Source organism: Paracoccus binzhouensis (assembly GCF_016446475.1).
Classification (GTDB): domain Bacteria; phylum Pseudomonadota; class Alphaproteobacteria; order Rhodobacterales; family Rhodobacteraceae; genus Paracoccus; species Paracoccus binzhouensis.
In genome coordinates this window covers 12288-29432 of record NZ_JAEHFP010000050.1, presented here as the reverse complement: position 1 = coordinate 29432, position 17145 = coordinate 12288, and the positions used below count along the sequence as shown (strand labels likewise).

General features: G+C 69.3%; 13 protein-coding genes and 1 pseudogene. 7 read left to right on the top strand and 7 right to left on the bottom strand.

The annotated features are described in order from the left end of the window. Positions 1-354, bottom strand: a pseudogene (locus I9P22_RS12815) (UbiD family decarboxylase); the annotation flags it as partial. A 107-nt stretch (positions 355-461) separates the two neighbouring features. Here I9P22_RS12815 and ubiT point away from each other — a divergent pair. The 4 genes from ubiT (at position 462) to I9P22_RS12795 (ending at position 5528) form a co-directional block, all read left to right on the top strand. After that, positions 462-992: a ubiquinone anaerobic biosynthesis accessory factor UbiT gene (gene ubiT, locus I9P22_RS12810; RefSeq protein ID WP_199259878.1), complete on the top strand. Its 531-nt coding sequence runs from the start codon at positions 462-464 to the stop codon at positions 990-992. Continuing rightward, positions 992-1984: a ubiquinone anaerobic biosynthesis protein UbiU gene (gene ubiU / locus I9P22_RS12805; protein WP_199259881.1), complete on the top strand. Its 993-nt coding sequence runs from the start codon at positions 992-994 to the stop codon at positions 1982-1984. Before ubiT ends, ubiU begins: the two co-directional genes overlap by 1 nt. A 2-nt stretch (positions 1985-1986) precedes the next feature. Next, positions 1987-2877: a ubiquinone anaerobic biosynthesis protein UbiV gene (gene ubiV / locus I9P22_RS12800; protein ID WP_199259877.1), complete on the top strand. Its 891-nt coding sequence runs from the start codon at positions 1987-1989 to the stop codon at positions 2875-2877. A 269-nt stretch (positions 2878-3146) separates the two neighbouring features. Further along, positions 3147-5528 carry a glucose/quinate/shikimate family membrane-bound PQQ-dependent dehydrogenase gene (locus tag I9P22_RS12795; RefSeq protein ID WP_199259876.1) on the top strand — a complete coding sequence of 794 codons (2382 nt, stop codon included), beginning with the start codon at positions 3147-3149 and terminating at the stop codon, positions 5526-5528. A 33-nt stretch (positions 5529-5561) separates the two neighbouring features. Here the strand turns inward: I9P22_RS12795 and I9P22_RS12790 are convergent, their stop codons facing one another. Beyond that, on the bottom strand, positions 5562-6674 hold the full coding sequence (locus I9P22_RS12790) for an ABC transporter ATP-binding protein (RefSeq protein WP_199259875.1): 1113 nt from the start codon (positions 6672-6674) through the stop codon (positions 5562-5564). A 93-nt stretch (positions 6675-6767) separates the two neighbouring features. On the opposite strand from I9P22_RS12790, the gene I9P22_RS12785 reads away from it, so the two are divergent. After that, positions 6768-7781: a Fe(3+) ABC transporter substrate-binding protein gene (locus I9P22_RS12785; protein ID WP_199259874.1), complete on the top strand. Its 1014-nt coding sequence runs from the start codon at positions 6768-6770 to the stop codon at positions 7779-7781. A 19-nt stretch (positions 7782-7800) separates the two neighbouring features. Then, a complete protein-coding gene (locus I9P22_RS12780) occupies positions 7801-9453 on the top strand; it encodes an ABC transporter permease (protein WP_199259873.1) in 1653 nt (550 codons plus the stop codon). Between the two features lie 48 nt (positions 9454-9501). Here I9P22_RS12780 and I9P22_RS12775 read toward each other — a convergent pair whose 3' ends face one another. The 5 genes from I9P22_RS12775 to I9P22_RS12755 form a co-directional block, all read right to left on the bottom strand. Next, positions 9502-11871, bottom strand: a complete 2370-nt coding sequence (locus I9P22_RS12775) for a penicillin acylase family protein (protein ID WP_199259872.1) — start codon at positions 11869-11871, stop codon at positions 9502-9504. A gap of 145 nt (positions 11872-12016) precedes the next feature. Continuing rightward, positions 12017-12715, bottom strand: coding sequence for an ABC transporter ATP-binding protein (locus I9P22_RS12770; RefSeq protein WP_199259871.1), 699 nt, complete (start codon positions 12713-12715; stop codon positions 12017-12019). Beyond that, positions 12708-13499, bottom strand: a complete 792-nt coding sequence (locus I9P22_RS12765; protein ID WP_199259870.1) for an ABC transporter ATP-binding protein — start codon at positions 13497-13499, stop codon at positions 12708-12710. The genes I9P22_RS12770 and I9P22_RS12765 overlap by 8 nt, the downstream gene beginning before the upstream one ends. Next, positions 13499-14677: a branched-chain amino acid ABC transporter permease gene (locus tag I9P22_RS12760; RefSeq protein WP_199259869.1), complete on the bottom strand. Its 1179-nt coding sequence runs from the start codon at positions 14675-14677 to the stop codon at positions 13499-13501. The genes I9P22_RS12765 and I9P22_RS12760 overlap by 1 nt, the downstream gene beginning before the upstream one ends. A gap of 4 nt (positions 14678-14681) precedes the next feature. Then, entirely contained in the window at positions 14682-15599 is a 918-nt protein-coding gene (locus I9P22_RS12755; RefSeq protein ID WP_199259868.1) for a branched-chain amino acid ABC transporter permease, read from the bottom strand. A gap of 265 nt (positions 15600-15864) precedes the next feature. Here I9P22_RS12755 and I9P22_RS12750 point away from each other — a divergent pair, with 265 nt between their 5' ends. Beyond that, positions 15865-16998 (top strand): branched-chain amino acid ABC transporter substrate-binding protein, encoded by a 1134-nt coding sequence (locus I9P22_RS12750; protein WP_199259867.1) that lies wholly within the window; start codon positions 15865-15867, stop codon positions 16996-16998. Positions 16999-17145 lie beyond the last annotated feature (147 nt).

Below are 17145 nucleotides of genomic sequence, written 5' to 3'. Positions count from 1 at the left end.
CAGCGCCGCGCGCAGCGCCGGCCAGCGCGACAGCGCGTCGCGCATCCCCTCGGGCGGGGCCGGGCTGCGCAGGCCGGCCAGGAAGCCGCCGAAGGCCGGGATCTCGTCCAGCGCCAGCCCCAGGCCGGCCGCGACCCGCTCGCGCGTGGCGAAAAGATTAGTCACCACCGGCATCGGCGGTCCGTCATGCGCGTCGAAGCGCAGCACCGGACCGCCGCGGCGCAGGGCGGCCAGCTGCACCGCCGTCATCTCGTGGCGCAGCGAGACGGGATCGGCGATTCGCGCCAGATCGCCCCGCGCCTCGGCAAAGGCAAGAAACGCCCGCAGGTCGGGAAAGGGCGGCAGGCTGCGCATCGGGGACTCCGGTCTCGGCTCGTTGCGGCGGAACCTAGGGCCGGAAATGCGCGCGCCGCTTGACCGATATCAATTCGGCCGCGGAATTTGCGGGCTAGGTCGGAAGCATGACCTCGCCCCGCCCCCTTCCGGCCGCGCTGCGCCGCCTGCCGGTCCCGCCACTCGCCCCGCGCCTGATGGGCATCGCCCTGACGGCGCTGCTGCGGCGCATCGCCCGCCGCCAGCCGGCGATCCTGTCCCGGCTCGGCCCGCATGAGGCCGCGCGCTTCCTGATCGACGTCACGGATGGCCCGGTCCTGCTGCTGATCGAGCCGCGGGCCCGGCGCATTGCCGCCCATCCCCGCCGCCGCGAGCCTGCGCATGACGCGGCGATCCGCGGCCGGCTTGCCGCCTTTCTCGCCATGCTGCACGGGGCCGAGGACGGCGATGCGCTGTTCTTTTCCGGCGAGTTGCAGATCGGCGGCGACACATCCGCCGTGCTGGCGCTGCGCAATGCGCTGGACGATGCCGAGCTGGACCTGGCCGCGGAACTCGCCGCGATTGCGGGCCGCCCCTTCGACCGCTGGCTGCGCCGGGGCGCCGACCTGCTGGCACGGCGCAGCGGCTATGTGCTTTCCAGACAGGAGACGAGCCCATGATGGAACTGGTCTGCCCCGCGGGCACCCCCGCCGCCCTGCGCGCGGCCGTGGATGCGGGGGCGCATACGGTCTATTGCGGCTTTGCCAATGAAACCAACGCTCGCAATTTTCCGGGGCTGAACTTCTCGGCCCAGGAACTGGCCGAAGGCGTGGCCTATGCCGCGGCGCGCGGCGCCAGGGTGCTGGTGGCGATCAACACCTTTCCGCGCGCCGGCGACCAGGCGATCTGGCATCGCGCGGTGGCCGAGGCCAGGGCGGCCGGCGCCCATGCGGTGATCCTGGCCGACCTGGGGCTGATCGCCCATGCCGCCGAGGCGCATCCCGACCTGCGGCTGCACCTGTCGGTGCAGGCGGCGGCCAACCCGGACGCGATCAACTTCTATGCCGAAACCTTCGGGATCCGCCGTGTCGTCCTGCCGCGGGTGCTGACGGTCGAGGAGATCACCGCCATCAACCGCGAGATCGACGTCGAGACCGAGGTCTTCGTCTTCGGCGGGCTCTGCGTCATGGCCGAGGGGCGTTGCTCGCTGTCCTCATACGCGACGGGGCTGTCGCCGAACATGAACGGCGTCTGCTCTCCGGCCAGCCACGTGGTCTATGGCGAGGTGGGCGGCCAGAACGAGGCTCGGCTGGGCGGCTTCCTGATCCATCGCAGGCCCAAAGGCGCGCCGGCACCCTATCCGACGCTGTGCAAGGGCTGCTTCACTGCGCCCGCCACCGCCACCGGCGCCGCCCAGACCGGCCATCTGTTCGAGGACCCGGTGAGCCTGGACGCGACCGAGCTGATCCCCCGCCTGCGCCGGGCCGGGGTGACGGCGCTGAAGATCGAGGGCCGCCAGCGCTCGCGCGCCTATGTGGCGCAGGTGGTGCGCGCCTTTCGCGCAGCGGTCGAGGCCGTCGAGGCCGGCGCGCCACTGCCCTCCGGCCTGCTGGCGAAGCTGACCGAGGGCCAGGCCGCCACCACCGGCGCCTATGCGAAAACCTGGAGGTAGCCATGGATCTGACCATCGGACCGATCGCCTTCTTCTGGAGCGCCGAAACCGTGCGCGCCTTTTACCGGACCCTGGCCGCAAGTCCGGCGCGGCGGGTGGTGATCGGCGAATGGGTCTGCTCGAAGCGCCTGCCGTTCTGGCAGCAGGAGATTCCCGGCGCCGTCGAATGCCTGCAGGCCGCCGGAAAGGAAGTGGCGCTGTCCACCCTGACGCTGATCACGCTGCGGCGCGAGCGCCGGCAGACCGAGGAGCTGTTCGCCACCGGCCTGCCGGTCGAGATCGCCGATCTGGGGGCGCTGAAACACCTGCCCGAAGGGATGCCCTTCCAGGTCGGCCCGCTGGTCAATGTCTATAACGAGGGCACGCTGGAATGGCTGGCGAGGAAGGGCGCGACCCGCATCTGCCTGCCGCCGGAACTGCCGCTGGCCTCGGTGGCGACGCTGGCGGCGGCAGGAGCCGCGGCGGGCCTTGCCGTCGAGGTCTGGGGGCATGGCCGCGCGCCGCTGGCGATCTCGGGGCGCTGCTATCACGCGCGCCTGCATGACCGCGCCAAGGACAGCTGCCAGTTCGTCTGCGGCGAGGATCCGGACGGCCGCGATGTCGAGACGCTGGAGGGCGTGCCCTTCCTGACGGTGAACGGCGTGCAGACGCTGGGCCATTCCCATACCACCGCGGCCGGGCAGATCGACGCGCTACGCGAGGCCGGCGTATCGTCCTTGCGGTTGTCGCCGCAGATCGGCGATTTCGCCGGCCTGGTGCGGTTCTACGACCGCATCGCCCAGGGCGGCACACCGCGCGCCCAGGCGCTGGCCGGGCTGCGCCGGCTGATGCCGCAGGCCTCGCTGGCCGACGGCTTCCTGGCCGGGGCGCCGGGGGCGAGCCTCGCCGACTGAACCTGCGCCGGGCCGATCCGGCGGTGACCCGCCGAACCGGGCCGTCCCGCCCCGGCAACTGCGCCCCCCCCCCGGGGCCGCATGAATCCGCGCATGGTGAAACCGCGGGTGACATCCCTTCCCAACCGGACTACCGTCGGGCTGTGCGCCCGCCGAATCTGATCGTCCTCAGGTTGTGCCAGCCGGAACCGGCCGACAGTGCCGCCCCCGCCGGATCGCGCCCGGCGATGGCCGATCCCGGGGCGCCAGAAGGAAGGAATTCTATTCATATGCTCATCATGTCCTTGGCCGTGGTCTTTCTTGTGGCGGGGCTTGGCCTCGCGCTTGGCGGGGGCTGGCTGGTCGCGCTGGACGGCAGCCCCTATTACCTTGTGGCGGGGCTCGGCTTCCTTGCCACCGGCGTGCTGCTGCTGCGCCGGCGGCCCGAGGCGCTGCTGGTCCATGCCCTTGTCCTGGCCGGCACGCTGGTCTGGGCGATCTGGGAGGTCGGCTTCGACTGGTGGCAGCTTGGCCCGCGCGGCGGCGTCCCGGTGCTGCTGGGGCTGCTGTTGCTGCTGCCCCTGGTGCGGCGCAGGCTGGCCGTGCCGACCGCACAGGGCTTGGCGCCGGGCCTGGTGCTGGGCGGCGTCGTGCTCGCCTCGGTCGCGGTGGCCGGCTATTCCATGGTCCAGGACCCCTCGGCCGTGCGGGGGGCGCTGACCCGCGACGTGGCCTTCCCGCTGCGCAACGGCGTCAACACCGGCAACGAGGCCGGCGAGGGCGAATGGCACCAATACGGCCGCACCGGCTTTGGCCAGCGCTGGTCGCCGCTGACCCAGATCACCCCCGCCAATGTCGGCGATCTTCGACTGGCCTGGCAGTTCCGGACCGGCGACGTCAAGCGCCCCGACGACGTGGGCGAGACCACCTATCAGGTGACGCCGATCAAGGTCGGCAACAGCCTTTACGTCTGCACCCCGCACAATATCGCCATTTCGCTGGATGCCGCTACCGGCAAGGAGAACTGGCGCTATGACGCCAATTCCGGCATGAACCCGGACCGCCAGCACCAGACCTGCCGCGGCGTGACCTGGTGGGAGACCCCGGCCACGCCCCCGGCCGGCGCCACGCCCGAACAGGCGGCGCTGCACGGCCGGGCGCTGGCCGAATGCCCCCGCCGGATCTACCTGCCGACCGCGGATGCGCGGCTGATCGCGCTGAACGCCGATACCGGCGCCGTCTGCAGCTTCTTCGCCGACAACGGCGTGCTGCACCTGGAGCAGGGCATGGAATACAACCCGGCGGGCTATTACTATTCCACCTCTCCGCCGGTTGCGGTGGACGGCAAGCTGATCATCGGCGGTGCGGTGAACGACAATTTCTCGACCCGCGAGCAATCGGGCGTCATCCGGGCCTTCGACATCGATTCCGGGGCGCTGATCTGGAACTGGGACAGCGGCAACCCGGACCAGACCGCGCCCATCGACATCGCCGGGGGCGAGCGCTACACGACCAACTCGCCCAACAGCTGGTCGGTCTTCAGCTACGACGAGCGGCTGGGCCTCGTCTATATCCCCATGGGCAACCGGGTGCCCGACCAGCTGGGCATGGACCGGACGCAGGCGGTCGAGGAACACTCCTCCTCGATCGTGGCGCTGGACATCCGCACCGGGCAGAAGCGCTGGGTGCGGCAGACCGTGCATCACGACCTTTGGGACATGGACGTGCCGGCGCAGCCGGTTCTGGTCGACCTGACACGGGACGGCAAGGTGATCCCGGCGCTGGTCGGCCCGACCAAGCAGGGCGACGTCTGGGTGCTGGACCGCCGCACCGGCGCGCCACTCTCGCCGCGCGAGGAGCTGCCGGCGCCCGGCGGCGCCATCGCCGGGGATTGGACCGCGCCCACCCAGCCCATCAGCAAGCTGACCTTCCGGCCGGGCCGGCTGGCCGAGGCGGACATGTGGGGCGCCACCATGTTCGACCAGCTGTCCTGCCGGATCCGCTTCCGCTCGCTGGACTATCGGGGGCAATACACCCCGCCCTCGACCCGCGGCACCATCGTCTATCCGGGGAATTTCGGGGTGTTCAACTGGGGCTCGGTGGCGGTGGACCCGGAACGGCAGGTGCTGTTCGGCATGCCGACCTATCTGCCCTTCACCTCGCGGCTGGTGCCGGCCGAGGCGATCCCGCCCAGGGGCGAGGACGAGAAGGCCAGCGAGCAGGGGCTGAACCGCAATGACGGCGCGCCCTATGGCGTGTTCATGGGGCCGTTCCTGTCGGCGCTCGGCGTGCCCTGCACGGCGCCGCCCTGGGGCTATGTCGCCGGGGCCGACCTGCGCGGCGAGCATGTGGTCTGGAAGCACAGGAACGGCACGGTGCGCGACATGACGCCGCTGCCGCTGAAGATCCGGCTGGGCGTGCCGGGGATCGGCGGGCCGATCGTGACCCGCTCGGGCCTGGCCTTCCTGGCGGCGGCGGTGGACGATTATTTCCGCGCCTATGACCTTACCACCGGCGCGCAGCTGTGGGAGGCGCGGCTGCCCGCCGGCGGCCAATCGACGCCGATGACCTATGCCGTCGATGGCAAGCAATATGTGGTCATCGTCGCCGGCGGCCATGGCTCGGTCGGCACCCGGCCGGGTGATTACATCCTGGCCTATGCGCTGCCCTGAAGCCGTTCCCGGGCGCCGGTGCCCGGCCGGGCGTCAGCCGCCGGGGTGGGGGAACACCATGGCGCTGTCCGGCCGTGCGGCAAGGCGCAGCAGGCTGCCCGGCGCCGGCAGCACCAGGCCGGGGATGCGGGATTTCATCGCCGTGCCACCGGGCTCCAGCCGGGTCTCGATCAGGCTGTCGCGGCCCAGGTAGCGGGCGCGCTCGACCCGCGCCGGGGTGCCGCCGGTCTCGGCCGGAAGCAGGTGCTGCGGGCGGATGGCCACCTCGGCCCGGCTGCCCTCGGCCAGGCCGGGGGCGGGAAAGGCGCCCAGAACCGTCTGCACCCGGCCGCCGCTGACCCGCCCCTCGACCGTGTTCAGGTCCGAGAAGAAGGCCGCGACGCCGCGATCCGCCGGGCGGTCGTAAAGCTGGTCCGGCCGTCCCTCCTGGATCAGCCGGCCCTGGCGCATGACGGCGATGCGATGGCCCATCAGCATCGCCTCCTCGGGGTCGTGGGTGACCATCAGCACCGTGGTTTCGGTCTCGCGCAGCAGGTCCAGCGCCGCGTCGCGCACGCCGTCGCGCAGCCGGTGGTCAAGGCTGGAAAACGGCTCGTCCATCAGCATCAGGCAGGGGCGCGGCGCCAGGGCCCGGATCAGCGCCACGCGCTGCTGCTCGCCCCCCGACAGCTCATGCGGGTATTTCGCCGCATGGCCGGACAGGCCCACCCGTTCCAGCAGTTCGCCGATGCGGTCGCAGGTTTGCCGCGCCGGGCCCCGCAGCCCGAAGCCGACATTGGCCGCCACGTCCAGATGCGGGAACAGCGCGAAATCCTGGAAGACCATGCCGACCGGGCGCCGTTCCGGCGGCAGGAAGCTGCCGGCGCCGGACATGGGCCGGCCGTCGATGCGGACGGTGCCGGAATCGGGCCGTTCGATGCCGGCGATCATGCGCAGGGTGGTGGACTTGCCGCAGCCCGAGGGGCCGAGCAGGCAGGTCACCGCGCCCCGCGCCACGCGGAAGCCGACATCCTCGACCGCCGCCACGGCGCCGAAGCGGCGGCACAGCGCCTCGACCTCCAGCATGGGCGGGGTCGCGGCGTCCGGCGCATTCGTGCGCGCATCCGGCTGGCTGGCCCAGTCGGGAGGGCTGGCGAACTGGTTCATCGGCATCCCTTCGTGACCGCAACCGCATGAGAATTGTTTACATTGCTAATTAGTTTAGTAAACATGTCGAGAAATCGCAAGGAGGACAGGGGAATGCGTCTCGGACTATCTGGACTGATCGGTGCCGTGCTGGCGGCGCAGGCGGTTGCCGCCGGCGCCCAGGAACTGAACCTTTACACCACGCGCGAGCCGGGCCTGATCGAGCCGCTGCTGGCCTCGTTCACCGAATCGACCGGGGTGAAGGTGAACACCATCTTCCTCAAGGATGGCCTGCCCGAGCGGGTCGAGCAGGAGGGCGAGGCCTCGCCCGCCGATGTGCTGATGACCGTGGACATCGGCAACCTGGTCGACTTGGTCGATCGCGGCCTGACCCAGCCGGTCGAATCCGAGGTGCTGGCCGCCGCCATCCCCGCGAACCTGCGTGACAAGGACGGCAACTGGTTCGCTCTGTCGCAGCGGGCGCGGGTGCTTTACGCCGACAAGGACCTGGACCTGTCGAGCTTCACCTATGAGGATCTTGCCAAGCCGGAATGGAAGGGCAAGGTCTGCATCCGCTCGGGCCAGCATCCCTATAACGTGGCGCTGACCGCTTCCTATATCGTGCATCACGGCGAGGAGGCCGCCAAGGCCTGGCTGGAAGGCGTCAAGGCCAACCTGGCGCGCCAGGCCGGCGGCGGCGACCGCGACGTGGCACGCGACATCATGGGCGGCATCTGCGAGATCGGCATCGCCAATTCCTATTACGTCGGCCTGATGCGCAGCGGCGCCGGCGGCCCCGAGCAGGAGGAATGGGTCAAGGCGATCAAGGTCGTCCTGCCCACCTTCGAGGGCGGCGGCACGCAGGTGAACGTATCGGGCGCGGCGGTGGCGAAGCACGCGCCAAACAGGGACCAGGCGGTGCAGCTGCTGGAATACCTGGTCTCGGACGAGGCGCAGAAGCTCTATGCCGAGGCGAATTTCGAATATCCGGTCAAGCCCGGCGTCGCGGTCAGCCCGGTGATCGAGGACATCGCCGATCTCAAGGCCGACGGCACCGACCTGACCGAGATCGCCCGCCAGCGCAAGGCGGCGAGCGAACTGGCCGAGGCGGTGGGCTTCGACAACTGATCCCGTCGCCCGAGCAGGCATGACCCCGGATCTGGCACAGGCCCCCCGCGACCGCGCGGGGCTGGGCTGGCAGGCGGCAGCCCTGGCTGTCGCCGCGCTGGTTCTGCTGCCGGTGCTGGCGCTGGGGCTGTTCGCGCTTCAGGGCAGCCCGGGGCTCTGGGCGCATCTGGTCAGCAACGTGTTGCCGGTCGCGGCGCGGCAGACGGTGACCCTGCTTCTGGGCGTCGGCGTCATCGTCGCGACGCTGGGCACGGTGACGGCCTGGCTGGTCGCGGCCTGCGACTTTCCCGGGCGGCGCATCTTCGGCTGGGCGCTGCTGCTGCCGCTGGCGGTGCCGACCTATATCGTCGCCTATGCCTATCTTGACCTTCTGCACCCGGTCGGGCCGGTGCAGGGCGCGATCCGCGGCTGGCTGGGCTATGCCAGCCCGCGCGAGTTCCGCCTGCCCGACATCCGCTCGATGCCGGGCTGCATCCTGCTGCTGGGGCTGGTGCTTTACCCCTATGTCTACCTGCCGGTGCGGGCGCTTTTCGCCATGCAGGCCGGCAACCTGCTGGATGCGGGCCGCACGCTGGGGGCGGGGCCGGTCGCCACCTTCCTGCGCGTGGCGATTCCGCTGGCCCGGCCCGCCGTCGCCATCGGCACGGCGCTGGCGCTGATGGAGGCGATGAACGACATCGGCGCGGCCGAGTTCCTGGGCGTGCGCACGCTGACCGTCTCGGTCTATTCCACCTGGATCAACCGCTCGGACCTGCCGGGGGCGGCGCAGATCGCGCTGGCGATGCTGGCCATCACCATGGCGCTGGTCATGCTGGAGCGCCGCGGCCGCAGGCGCCAGCGCTACGCGGCGGGCGCGCAACGCAGCCAGCCCCTGCGGCGTACGCGCCTGTGCGGCTGGCGGGCCTGGGGGGCGACGCTGGTCTGCGCGCTGCCGGTCGCCTTCGGCTTCGCGGCGCCGGCCTGGTATCTGGTTGGCGCGGCCTGGGCGCGCTATCGCTTCGCCGGACTGTCGCCGCGCATCCTGGAAGAGGCCGGCAACACCGCCTTCTTCGCCGCGCTGGCGACGCTGGTGGCGCTGGCTCTGGGGCTGGTGGTGACAGGCGCGGCGCGGATGCGGCCGGGGCGGCTGACCCAGACGATGGCGCGGCTATCGACGCTGGGCTATGCGGTGCCCGGCACCATCCTGGCCATCGGGCTGCTGCCGGTGATCGCGCTGGCCGACCGGCAGATCGCCGCCGTCTCGCAGGCGCTGCTGGGCGCCGGGCCGGGGCTTCTGCTGCTGGGTTCCGGCGCGGCGCTGGTCTATGCCTATGTGGCGCGCTTCCTCGCCATCGCCACCGGCGGCATCGAGGCGGGCCTGAGCCGGGTGCCGCGCTCGCTCGACCATGTGGCGCGGACGCTGGGCTGCAGCCCCGGGCAGGTGTTCCGGCAGGTGCATGTGCCGATCTCGCGCCCGGCGCTGGCGGCCTCGGGACTGCTGATCTTCGTCGATTGCGTCAAGGAACTGCCCGCCACGCTGCTGCTGCGGCCGCTGAATTTCGAGACGCTCTCGACGCATCTTTACGGCGAGGCGGCGCGCGGCACCTATGAGGACGCCGCCATCGCCGCGCTGATCATCGTGGTCATCGGCATCCTGCCGGTCATGGTGCTGGCGCGCACCATCCGGCGCTGACGGGGCAGGACGGGACGGCCCGGATGCGGGCGGCACGGTCCCCGCGGGTCATTCGACCGTCAGGGTGATCCGCTCCTTGCCGGCCTTTTCGACATCCTCGCGCAGCAGCGCCTGCGGCCGGCATTCGAAATTCTCGTAGAGCTTCAGCTGGTCGTCGTAATGCGGGGATTTTTCGCCCGAGGGGCTGATGAAGCCGCTCTGGCCCGGCGGGGCGACGATGCAGACGCTGACCTTGCCATCCCTGAAGGTGATGAGGTCGCTTTGCGTTCCGCGGTTCATCGCCGTGCCGATGGACAGCGCCTCGTCCTCGCCCGCCTGCGGGATGCCCAGGTAGTTGTCGGTCAGGAAAGCGTGCTGCGGCAGCGGCATCCGCCAGTCCGCGACCTCGTCGCTGCCGTAATCCGCAGCCAGCTTTTCGCCGGTCTTGCTCAGCGCGGCCAGCATGACCTCGGCCTTGTCGGCGCCGTTGAAGAAATCATGCGTCTGCGGCACGCCCGCCTTGTCGCCCAGCAGCGCATTGCGCAGCACCTGGACCGGGCGCGAGACGCGGTTGTAAAGCACCGTCGGGTCGATGCCCGGCGCGTCGTCCATCAGCACGTCCTGCACCATCGTGTCGACCCAGGCGCGGAAGATCTGCACGGCCGGCGAGGTGGCGCGGCCGTCCTCGCCCCGCAGCATCTGCCCGTCCCAGTCCCGCAGCGCCGCCAGCATCGCGCCGCGCGGGTCCTGCGCCGGCACGTCCTTTGCCGCTTCCAGCAGGAAGGGCAGCAGGGCGCGGGCATTAATGTCGAGGAAGCTGATCTCGCGGTTCAGGTTCCAGATCTCCTCGGGCGTCAGCCTGTCCCTGGCCTGCAGCCGCGACATGATCTCGTCCACCCGGTCGGCGGCGCCCCAGGGGTTGGCCTCGAAATTGCCGACCGGCCCGTGCGTCGAGCGGTTGTTCCAGTTCGCGATCCAGCCCTGTGCGGGATTGTAGGTCTTGGGCAGGTCCGAGAAGGGCCGGGTGCCCTGCCAGTCCTGGCTGCCGTCGCCCCTGGCGGGCACGCGCTGGTCCTGCGTCTCGGCGCGGAGGGGCAGCAGGCCGGGCGAGACATAGCCGATGTTCCCGTCCCGGTCGGCGTAATACCAGTTGATGGTGGTGGCGACCTTCTCGGCCTGCCGCAGCCAGTTCTGATAGTTCTGCGCCCTGGTCGAATCGACCCAGGCCATCAGGGTCTGGATCTCCTTGCCCTTCCAGCTGCGATGAAAGGCATAGGCCCGGCGGTTCGCCGGATCGAAGCGGCTGACCACGCCGTATTCGCTGCTATAGACCGTCGTGGTCACGTCGGGCTGGCCCTTGACCTTGAAGACCTCCTGCCGGGCCGTCATCTCGACCGGCTCGCCGTTCTTGAGGTAGCGGGTCGGGTTCTCGGGGTCGAGTTCAAGCTCGACGTAATCGTTGACGTCCAGCGGGCCGGCGGTCGCGCCCCAGGCGATCCGGCCGTTGGTGCCGAACAGGATGTTGGGAACGGCAAAGGGCGTGCTGCCGGTCAGGTCGAATCCGGCGCCGTGCAGCCCGATGGAATAGACATAGGACGGGTTGAAATTGCCGAATTGCGGCCCGTTCAGCAGGATCGTGCTGCCGTCGCTGGTCTTTTCCGGCCCGACCAGCCAGATGTTCGAGGCGCGCGGCCGGTCGTTGTCGCCGCCTGGCACCGCCATGTCGAGCAGGCCGCGGAAACGCCCCGCCTCGGGCGCGGCCGCATCCGCCTTGATCCGGTATTGCCCGCCCTCGGGCACGGTGGTCGGGGCCAGCGGATCCTCGAGCCAATACATCTGGTCGAAAAGCTCGGCTGCCTTTTCCGGGCCGTGGGCCTGTTCCAGCCGGGCCAGCACCTTGGCATTGTCGAGTTCGGTCGAGTAATGCGAGAAGCGGCCGGCCATGGTGCCGACATAGATCATCGCCACGTCGAACTCGGTCCAGCTGCTCGGCTCCATGCCGAAATCGGTGAACTGCCTGGGCAGCAGGTGCTCGCGGTCGGCCAGCACCTCGGCCACGCGCTTGTTGTAGCCCGCCGCGTAGCCGCGCAGGATGTCGCGCTGCTCTGCGGGAAGCGCCTCGATCTGGGCACGGATGTCGGCATGGTCGAAATCGGCGCGGGTGGCGATGTCGAAGGGCAGCCGTTCGGCCCCCAGCACCTCGGAGACGGTTCCCAGCACCGAGCGCTTGGCCATCTCCATCTGGAACAGGCGATCCTGGGCGACCGCGTAGCCGAAGCCCGCATAAAGCCCGTAGACGTCATCGGCATAGACATGCGGCACGCCCCAGTCGTCGCGGATGATCTCGACGCTTGATCCGGCATTCGCCGAGGCCGCCGATCCAAGTCCGACCGCGGCCGAAAGCAGCAGCCATGCCAGGTGTTTCCGCTTCAGGTTCATTCCATGCTCCTCCCAGAACCGCGCCGGGATGCTGCCCGTGACGCCGCGTCAGTTATATATTGACCGCCCGGTCGGTCAATATAATTCGCAGCCCTGCGCAAGGAACGGCCGCCGCGCCGGGCGGAAGCCGGCGCGGCGGTCTGCGCTACAGATACATGTGCCGGATGGTATCGTCCTGCAGCATCGCGTCGCGCGTGCCGGTGACGGCGATCTGGCCGCGCACGATCAGATAGCCGCGATCCGAGATCGACAGGGCGGTTTCAGCGTTCTGCTCGATCAGCAGGACGGTCTTGCCTTCGGCATGGATGCGCGAGACCGTGTCGAAATATTCGTCGATCAGCTTGGGCGAGAGGCCCAGCGAGGGCTCGTCCATGATCAGCATCTGCGGGTCGCCGATCAGCGCACGGGCCAGGGCGACCATCGCCTGCTCGCCCCCCGACATGGTGTTGGCCTGCTGGTTCAGCCGCTCCCTGACGCGGGGGAACAGGGCGCAGATCACCTCCAGCCGCGCCTCGAAGGGCTCGCGGCAGCCCGAGGCGTCATAGCCGAGCCGGAGGTTCTGGCGCACGCTGAGCGAGGGGAAAAGCCGCCGGCCCTCGGGGACGAAGCCGACGCCAAGCGCGGCAAGCCGTTCGGTGCCGAGGCGCGAGACATCCTCGCCCATCAGCCGGATCTCGCCGCCGTCCAGCGGCAGCAGCCCGGACAGCGCCTTGAAGGTGGTGGATTTCCCCGCGCCGTTCGGGCCGAGCAGGCAGACCAGCTCGCCCTGGCCGATGCTCATCGAGATCTCGCGCAGCATGGCGACCGGCCCGTAGGAGGTGCTGACATTCTTCAGTTCAAGCATGTTCGACTGCCTTCTGTCCCAGATAGGCCTGCTGCACGCGCGGCAATCGCCGCACCTCGGCAAAGGCGCCTTCGGCGATCTTCCTGCCGTAGTCGATGACCACCACGCTGTCGGGCAGTTCCGCGACCAGGCGCATGTCATGTTCGATGATCAGGAAGGACAGGCCGGGATTGTCCGCCATCACCCGCCGGATATCGGCCATCAGCGCGGCGGTGTCGCGGTCGTCCATGCCCGAGGACGGCTCGTCGAGCAGGATCAGACGCGGGCGCGAGGCCAGCGCGCGGGCGATCTCCAGCCGGCGCCGGTCGGCCTGCGGCAGGATCCCCGCCGGTTCGTAGCGCCGGGCGTGAAGCTCGTCCGAGATGCCGCGCAGGATGGTCTCGGCCTGCTTCGCACAGGCGCCGAGCTCGCGGCGCGATGCCTTGGGACGCAGCAGTGCGGTCAGCACGCCGGTCCGCGTGCGCCCGTGCATGCCGATGATGACGTTGTCGAGGATCGACAGGTCCTCGAACAGGCGCGAGGACTGGAAGGTCCGGGCGATGCCGCGCGTCGCGATCCGATGCGCGGGCAGGCCGGTGATGTCCTCGCCCTGCAAGGCCACCGTGCCCGAGGTCGGCCGGTAGATGCCGGTGATCAGGTTGAACAGCGTGGACTTGCCGGCCCCGTTCGGGCCGATGATGCAGGTGATGGTCGAGGGGGCGACGGTCAGGTCGACGCCGTCGAGGGCGACGATGCCGCCGAAGCGGATGCCGAGCCCGCTCAGTTGCAGCAGCGGTGCGGTCATCATTGGCCTCCGTAATGGCGCTGGCGTTGCGGGAACAGGCCCTTGGGGCGCAGGATCAGGAACAGGATCACCACGACCGAGACGAAAAGCAGCCGGTAGTCCGAGAAGACCCGCAGCTTTTCCGGCAGCATGGTCAGCAGGAAGGCGCCCAGGATCACGCCCAGCGTGTTGTCCATGCCGCCGACGATCACCATGGTCATGATCGTGACCGAGACCAGGAAGGTGAAATTGTCGGGCGAGATGTACGAGATGTAGAAGGCATAGATCGTGCCGGCGAAGGCGGCCAGGAAGGCGTCCACGCCGAAGGCCAGAATCTTGTACCAGACCACGTTGATGCCCTGGCATTTCGCTGCCAGCTCGTCGGCGCGGATCGCGTTCCAGGCCAGGCCGACGCGGCTTTCGTGCAGCCGCTTGGCCGACAGGATCGCCAGCCCCAGCAGCGCCGCCGAGAGATAGTAGAAATTTGCCTGCGACGGCAGCCGGAAGCCGAACAGCTCGATGGGCTGCATGAAGGAATGGCCCAGCAGGCTGGGCGCCGGAATGCCGACCAGGCCGTTCGGGCCGCCGGTCCAGCTGAGGTTGTTCAGCATCTGGTGGATGACGATGCCGAAGGCGATGGTCACCAGCGCCAGGTAGCTGTCGCGGGTGCGCATCGAGGGGATGCCCAGCAGGAAGCCGAAGACCGTCGCGACGATGGCGGCGGCCGGCAGCGTCGCCCAGAAGCTCCAGCCCAGATGGATCGCCAGCAGCGCCGAGGTATAGGCGCCGATGCCATAGGTCGCGCCGGTGGCGAAATTCGGGATATTGGCCGAGCCGAGCTGGAAGTTCAGCGCCAGCGCCAGCACCGAATAGAGCAGCGAGACGATCAGCAGATGCAGCGCATAGGTGTTGCCCCCCAGGAAGAACGGATAGATCAGCACGATGGTGACGGCGAGCACGGTTGCCAGCCCGCGCGCCTCGTGGAAGGCGCGCAGGATCTCCTCCTCGATCAGGGGCCGCAGTTGCAGCGCCGCGAACAGCCCGCCCATCAGGGCGAGCAGTGCCAGCACCATGGGCGTCGCCTCGGCCAGCAGGAAGGCGCCCAGCAGGGCGGCACCGCCGATCTCGGTCGCGGCGACGGTCAGGCCGGCGGGCAGCGCGGCGCGGCTCTGGACATGGGTCAGGGTCGTGGTGGACATCGGCTCAGACCTTTTCGAAGACGGGTTTGCCCAGCAGGCCCGAAGGCCGGATGCAGAGCATCAGGATGACGAGGGCGAAGGCGAAGACCAGCCGGTAGGAGGCGCCGTCCGCCATGTTCGCCTGCACGATGGTCTCGATCCCGGCGATGGCCAGCGCCCCCAGGATCGCGCCGCCCATCGAGCCCAGCCCGCCGATCACCGCGGCGGAAAAGCCGATCAGGCCCAGCTGCACGCCGAAGTCGAAGCGCACCACGCCGGCATAGCTGGCGAAGAACAGCGCCCCCAGCGCCCCCACGGCCGAGGCCAGAAAGAAGGTGAAGGCGAAGATGCGCGCCGGCGTGATGCCCATCAGCCGGGCGGTCGCGCCGTCCTCGGCCACGGCGCGGATGCGCATGCCGATCGGGCTTTTCTGCATCAGCAGATACATCAGCACCACGATCGCGACGGTCGAGACGACGATCAGCACCGGCAGGGCCGGCAGGCGCAGCCCGCCGAATTCCGCGAAGCCCTGCACGATGGCCGGAAAGGACTTGGGATTCGAGCCCTGGGGATAGAAGCCGCGGATCAGCTCGCGCACCACGGTGCCAAGCGCCACCGTGGCCACCAGCGCCATCATGGCCGGCGAGTTGCGAAAGCGCGAGATGACCAGCCGGTCGGCGCCGATCCCGACCAGCCCGGTGACCAGCACGGCGATCGCCAGCGCCGCCAGGATCGGCAGGATGCCCACGCTGCTTCCGGCCAGGCCGAACAGGACCTGCAGGCTTCCCAGCGCCGCGAAGGGCGCGATCATCGAGACGTCGCCATGCGAGAAATGGATGACGTTCAGCAGCCCGAACAGCAGGCTGAAGCCTATGGCGACAAGCGTGTAGATGCTTCCCAGCACCAGCCAGTTCAGCAGGTGCTGGAGGATCAGACTTTCCACGTCGGACCTCCCGGATTGATTCATTGGTTCGGTTTTTCCAAGGACAATGGCGGCGGCCGGCTGGTTCAGGCAAATGAAAAGGACCCCGGCGGCGCTTCGTTTTTTCTGAGCCACTGCTTCAGTTAATGCGACTTCTCAGCGGGGCGGAAATCGTCCGATGTTCGGCTGCGGGACGACAGGCGCCACCCGGCGCGGACCGGCGAAAAGGGGCGGACCCGCCAAGACAAGCAGCCACAAGACCTCTGCACCGACAGGAGAGACAGACATGCCCATCATCCTCACCCGCCGCGCCGTTCTGGCCGGCCTCGTGCTTTCGACGGCGGTCTTCGCCGCCCCCGCCTTCGCCGAGAAGGCGAAGATCAAGATCGGCTTCATGGGCCCGCTGTCGGGCGGTAACGCCCAGCAGGGCCTGGGTGCGAAGAACGGCTTCCTGCTGGCCATCGAGCAGGCAAATGCCGATCCGGCCGGCAAGTATCAGATCGGGCCGGTGGTGCTGGACGACGCTTCGGACCCGCAGACCGGCGTCGGCGCGGCGATGAAGCTGGTGAACGACCCCGAGGTGGTGGCCGCGACCGGGCACTGGAACTCGCCCGTGGCGCTGGCGACCATGCCGGTCTTTGCCCGCTTCCAGACGCCGCTGGTGATCTGGGGCGCGATCTCGCCGGCGATCACCGAACAGAACCTGCCCGAGGTGACGCGCGTCACCCCGACGCTTCTGACCGAGAACCAGCCGCTTTCGGAATGGATGGTCAAGGAGCTGGGCGCCAAGCGCATCGCCGTCATCGCCGACACCTCGGATTACGGCAAGGCGAATGCCGAGGCGATCGCCGAATTCGTCCCGGCGGCGGGCGGCGAGGTGGTCTCGACCGACCTGCTGCCGGTGGGCTCGACCGATTTCCGCACCATCCTGACCTCGCTGAAGGGCAAAGAGGTCGACGCGGTCTATTTCGGCGGCGTCATCACCGAGGCCGGCATCCTGGCCCGGCAGATGAAGGAAATCGGGCTGGACAAGCCGATGCTGGGCATCTCGGGCTTCTACGACCCGGAATTCATCGCGGTGGCGGGCGACGCGGCCTCGAACACCATCGTCTCCTATCCGGTGGCTGCGCAGACCCCGAAGCTGGCCAAAATGGAGGCTGACTACCAAGCCAAGGGCTTTGCCGAACCGATGAGCCCCTATACGAAATACGCCTTCGATGCCGCGAACATCATCATCCAGGCGATCAACGAGGTCGGGGCCGAGGACAAGGCCAAGCTGGCCGAGGCGATCCGCGCCATCCAGCATGACGGCGCCACCGGCCAGATCACCTTCGACGCCAACGGTCAGACCCGGACCCCTGTCGCCATCGAGCTGAAAACCGTCAGGGACGGCGCCTGGACCACCTATGCCAAGTCCTGACGCCCGCTGACCTGACCACCCCACCCCGCCGGTCGATCCCGCCCCTGCGAACGCTTGCAGGGGACGGGAGAGGTCTGCCCGATCCCCGCCAAGGGCCACCGCGCCCGGGCCGAACCCATCCGCCGAAAGGCCAATCCCGAGGAAATC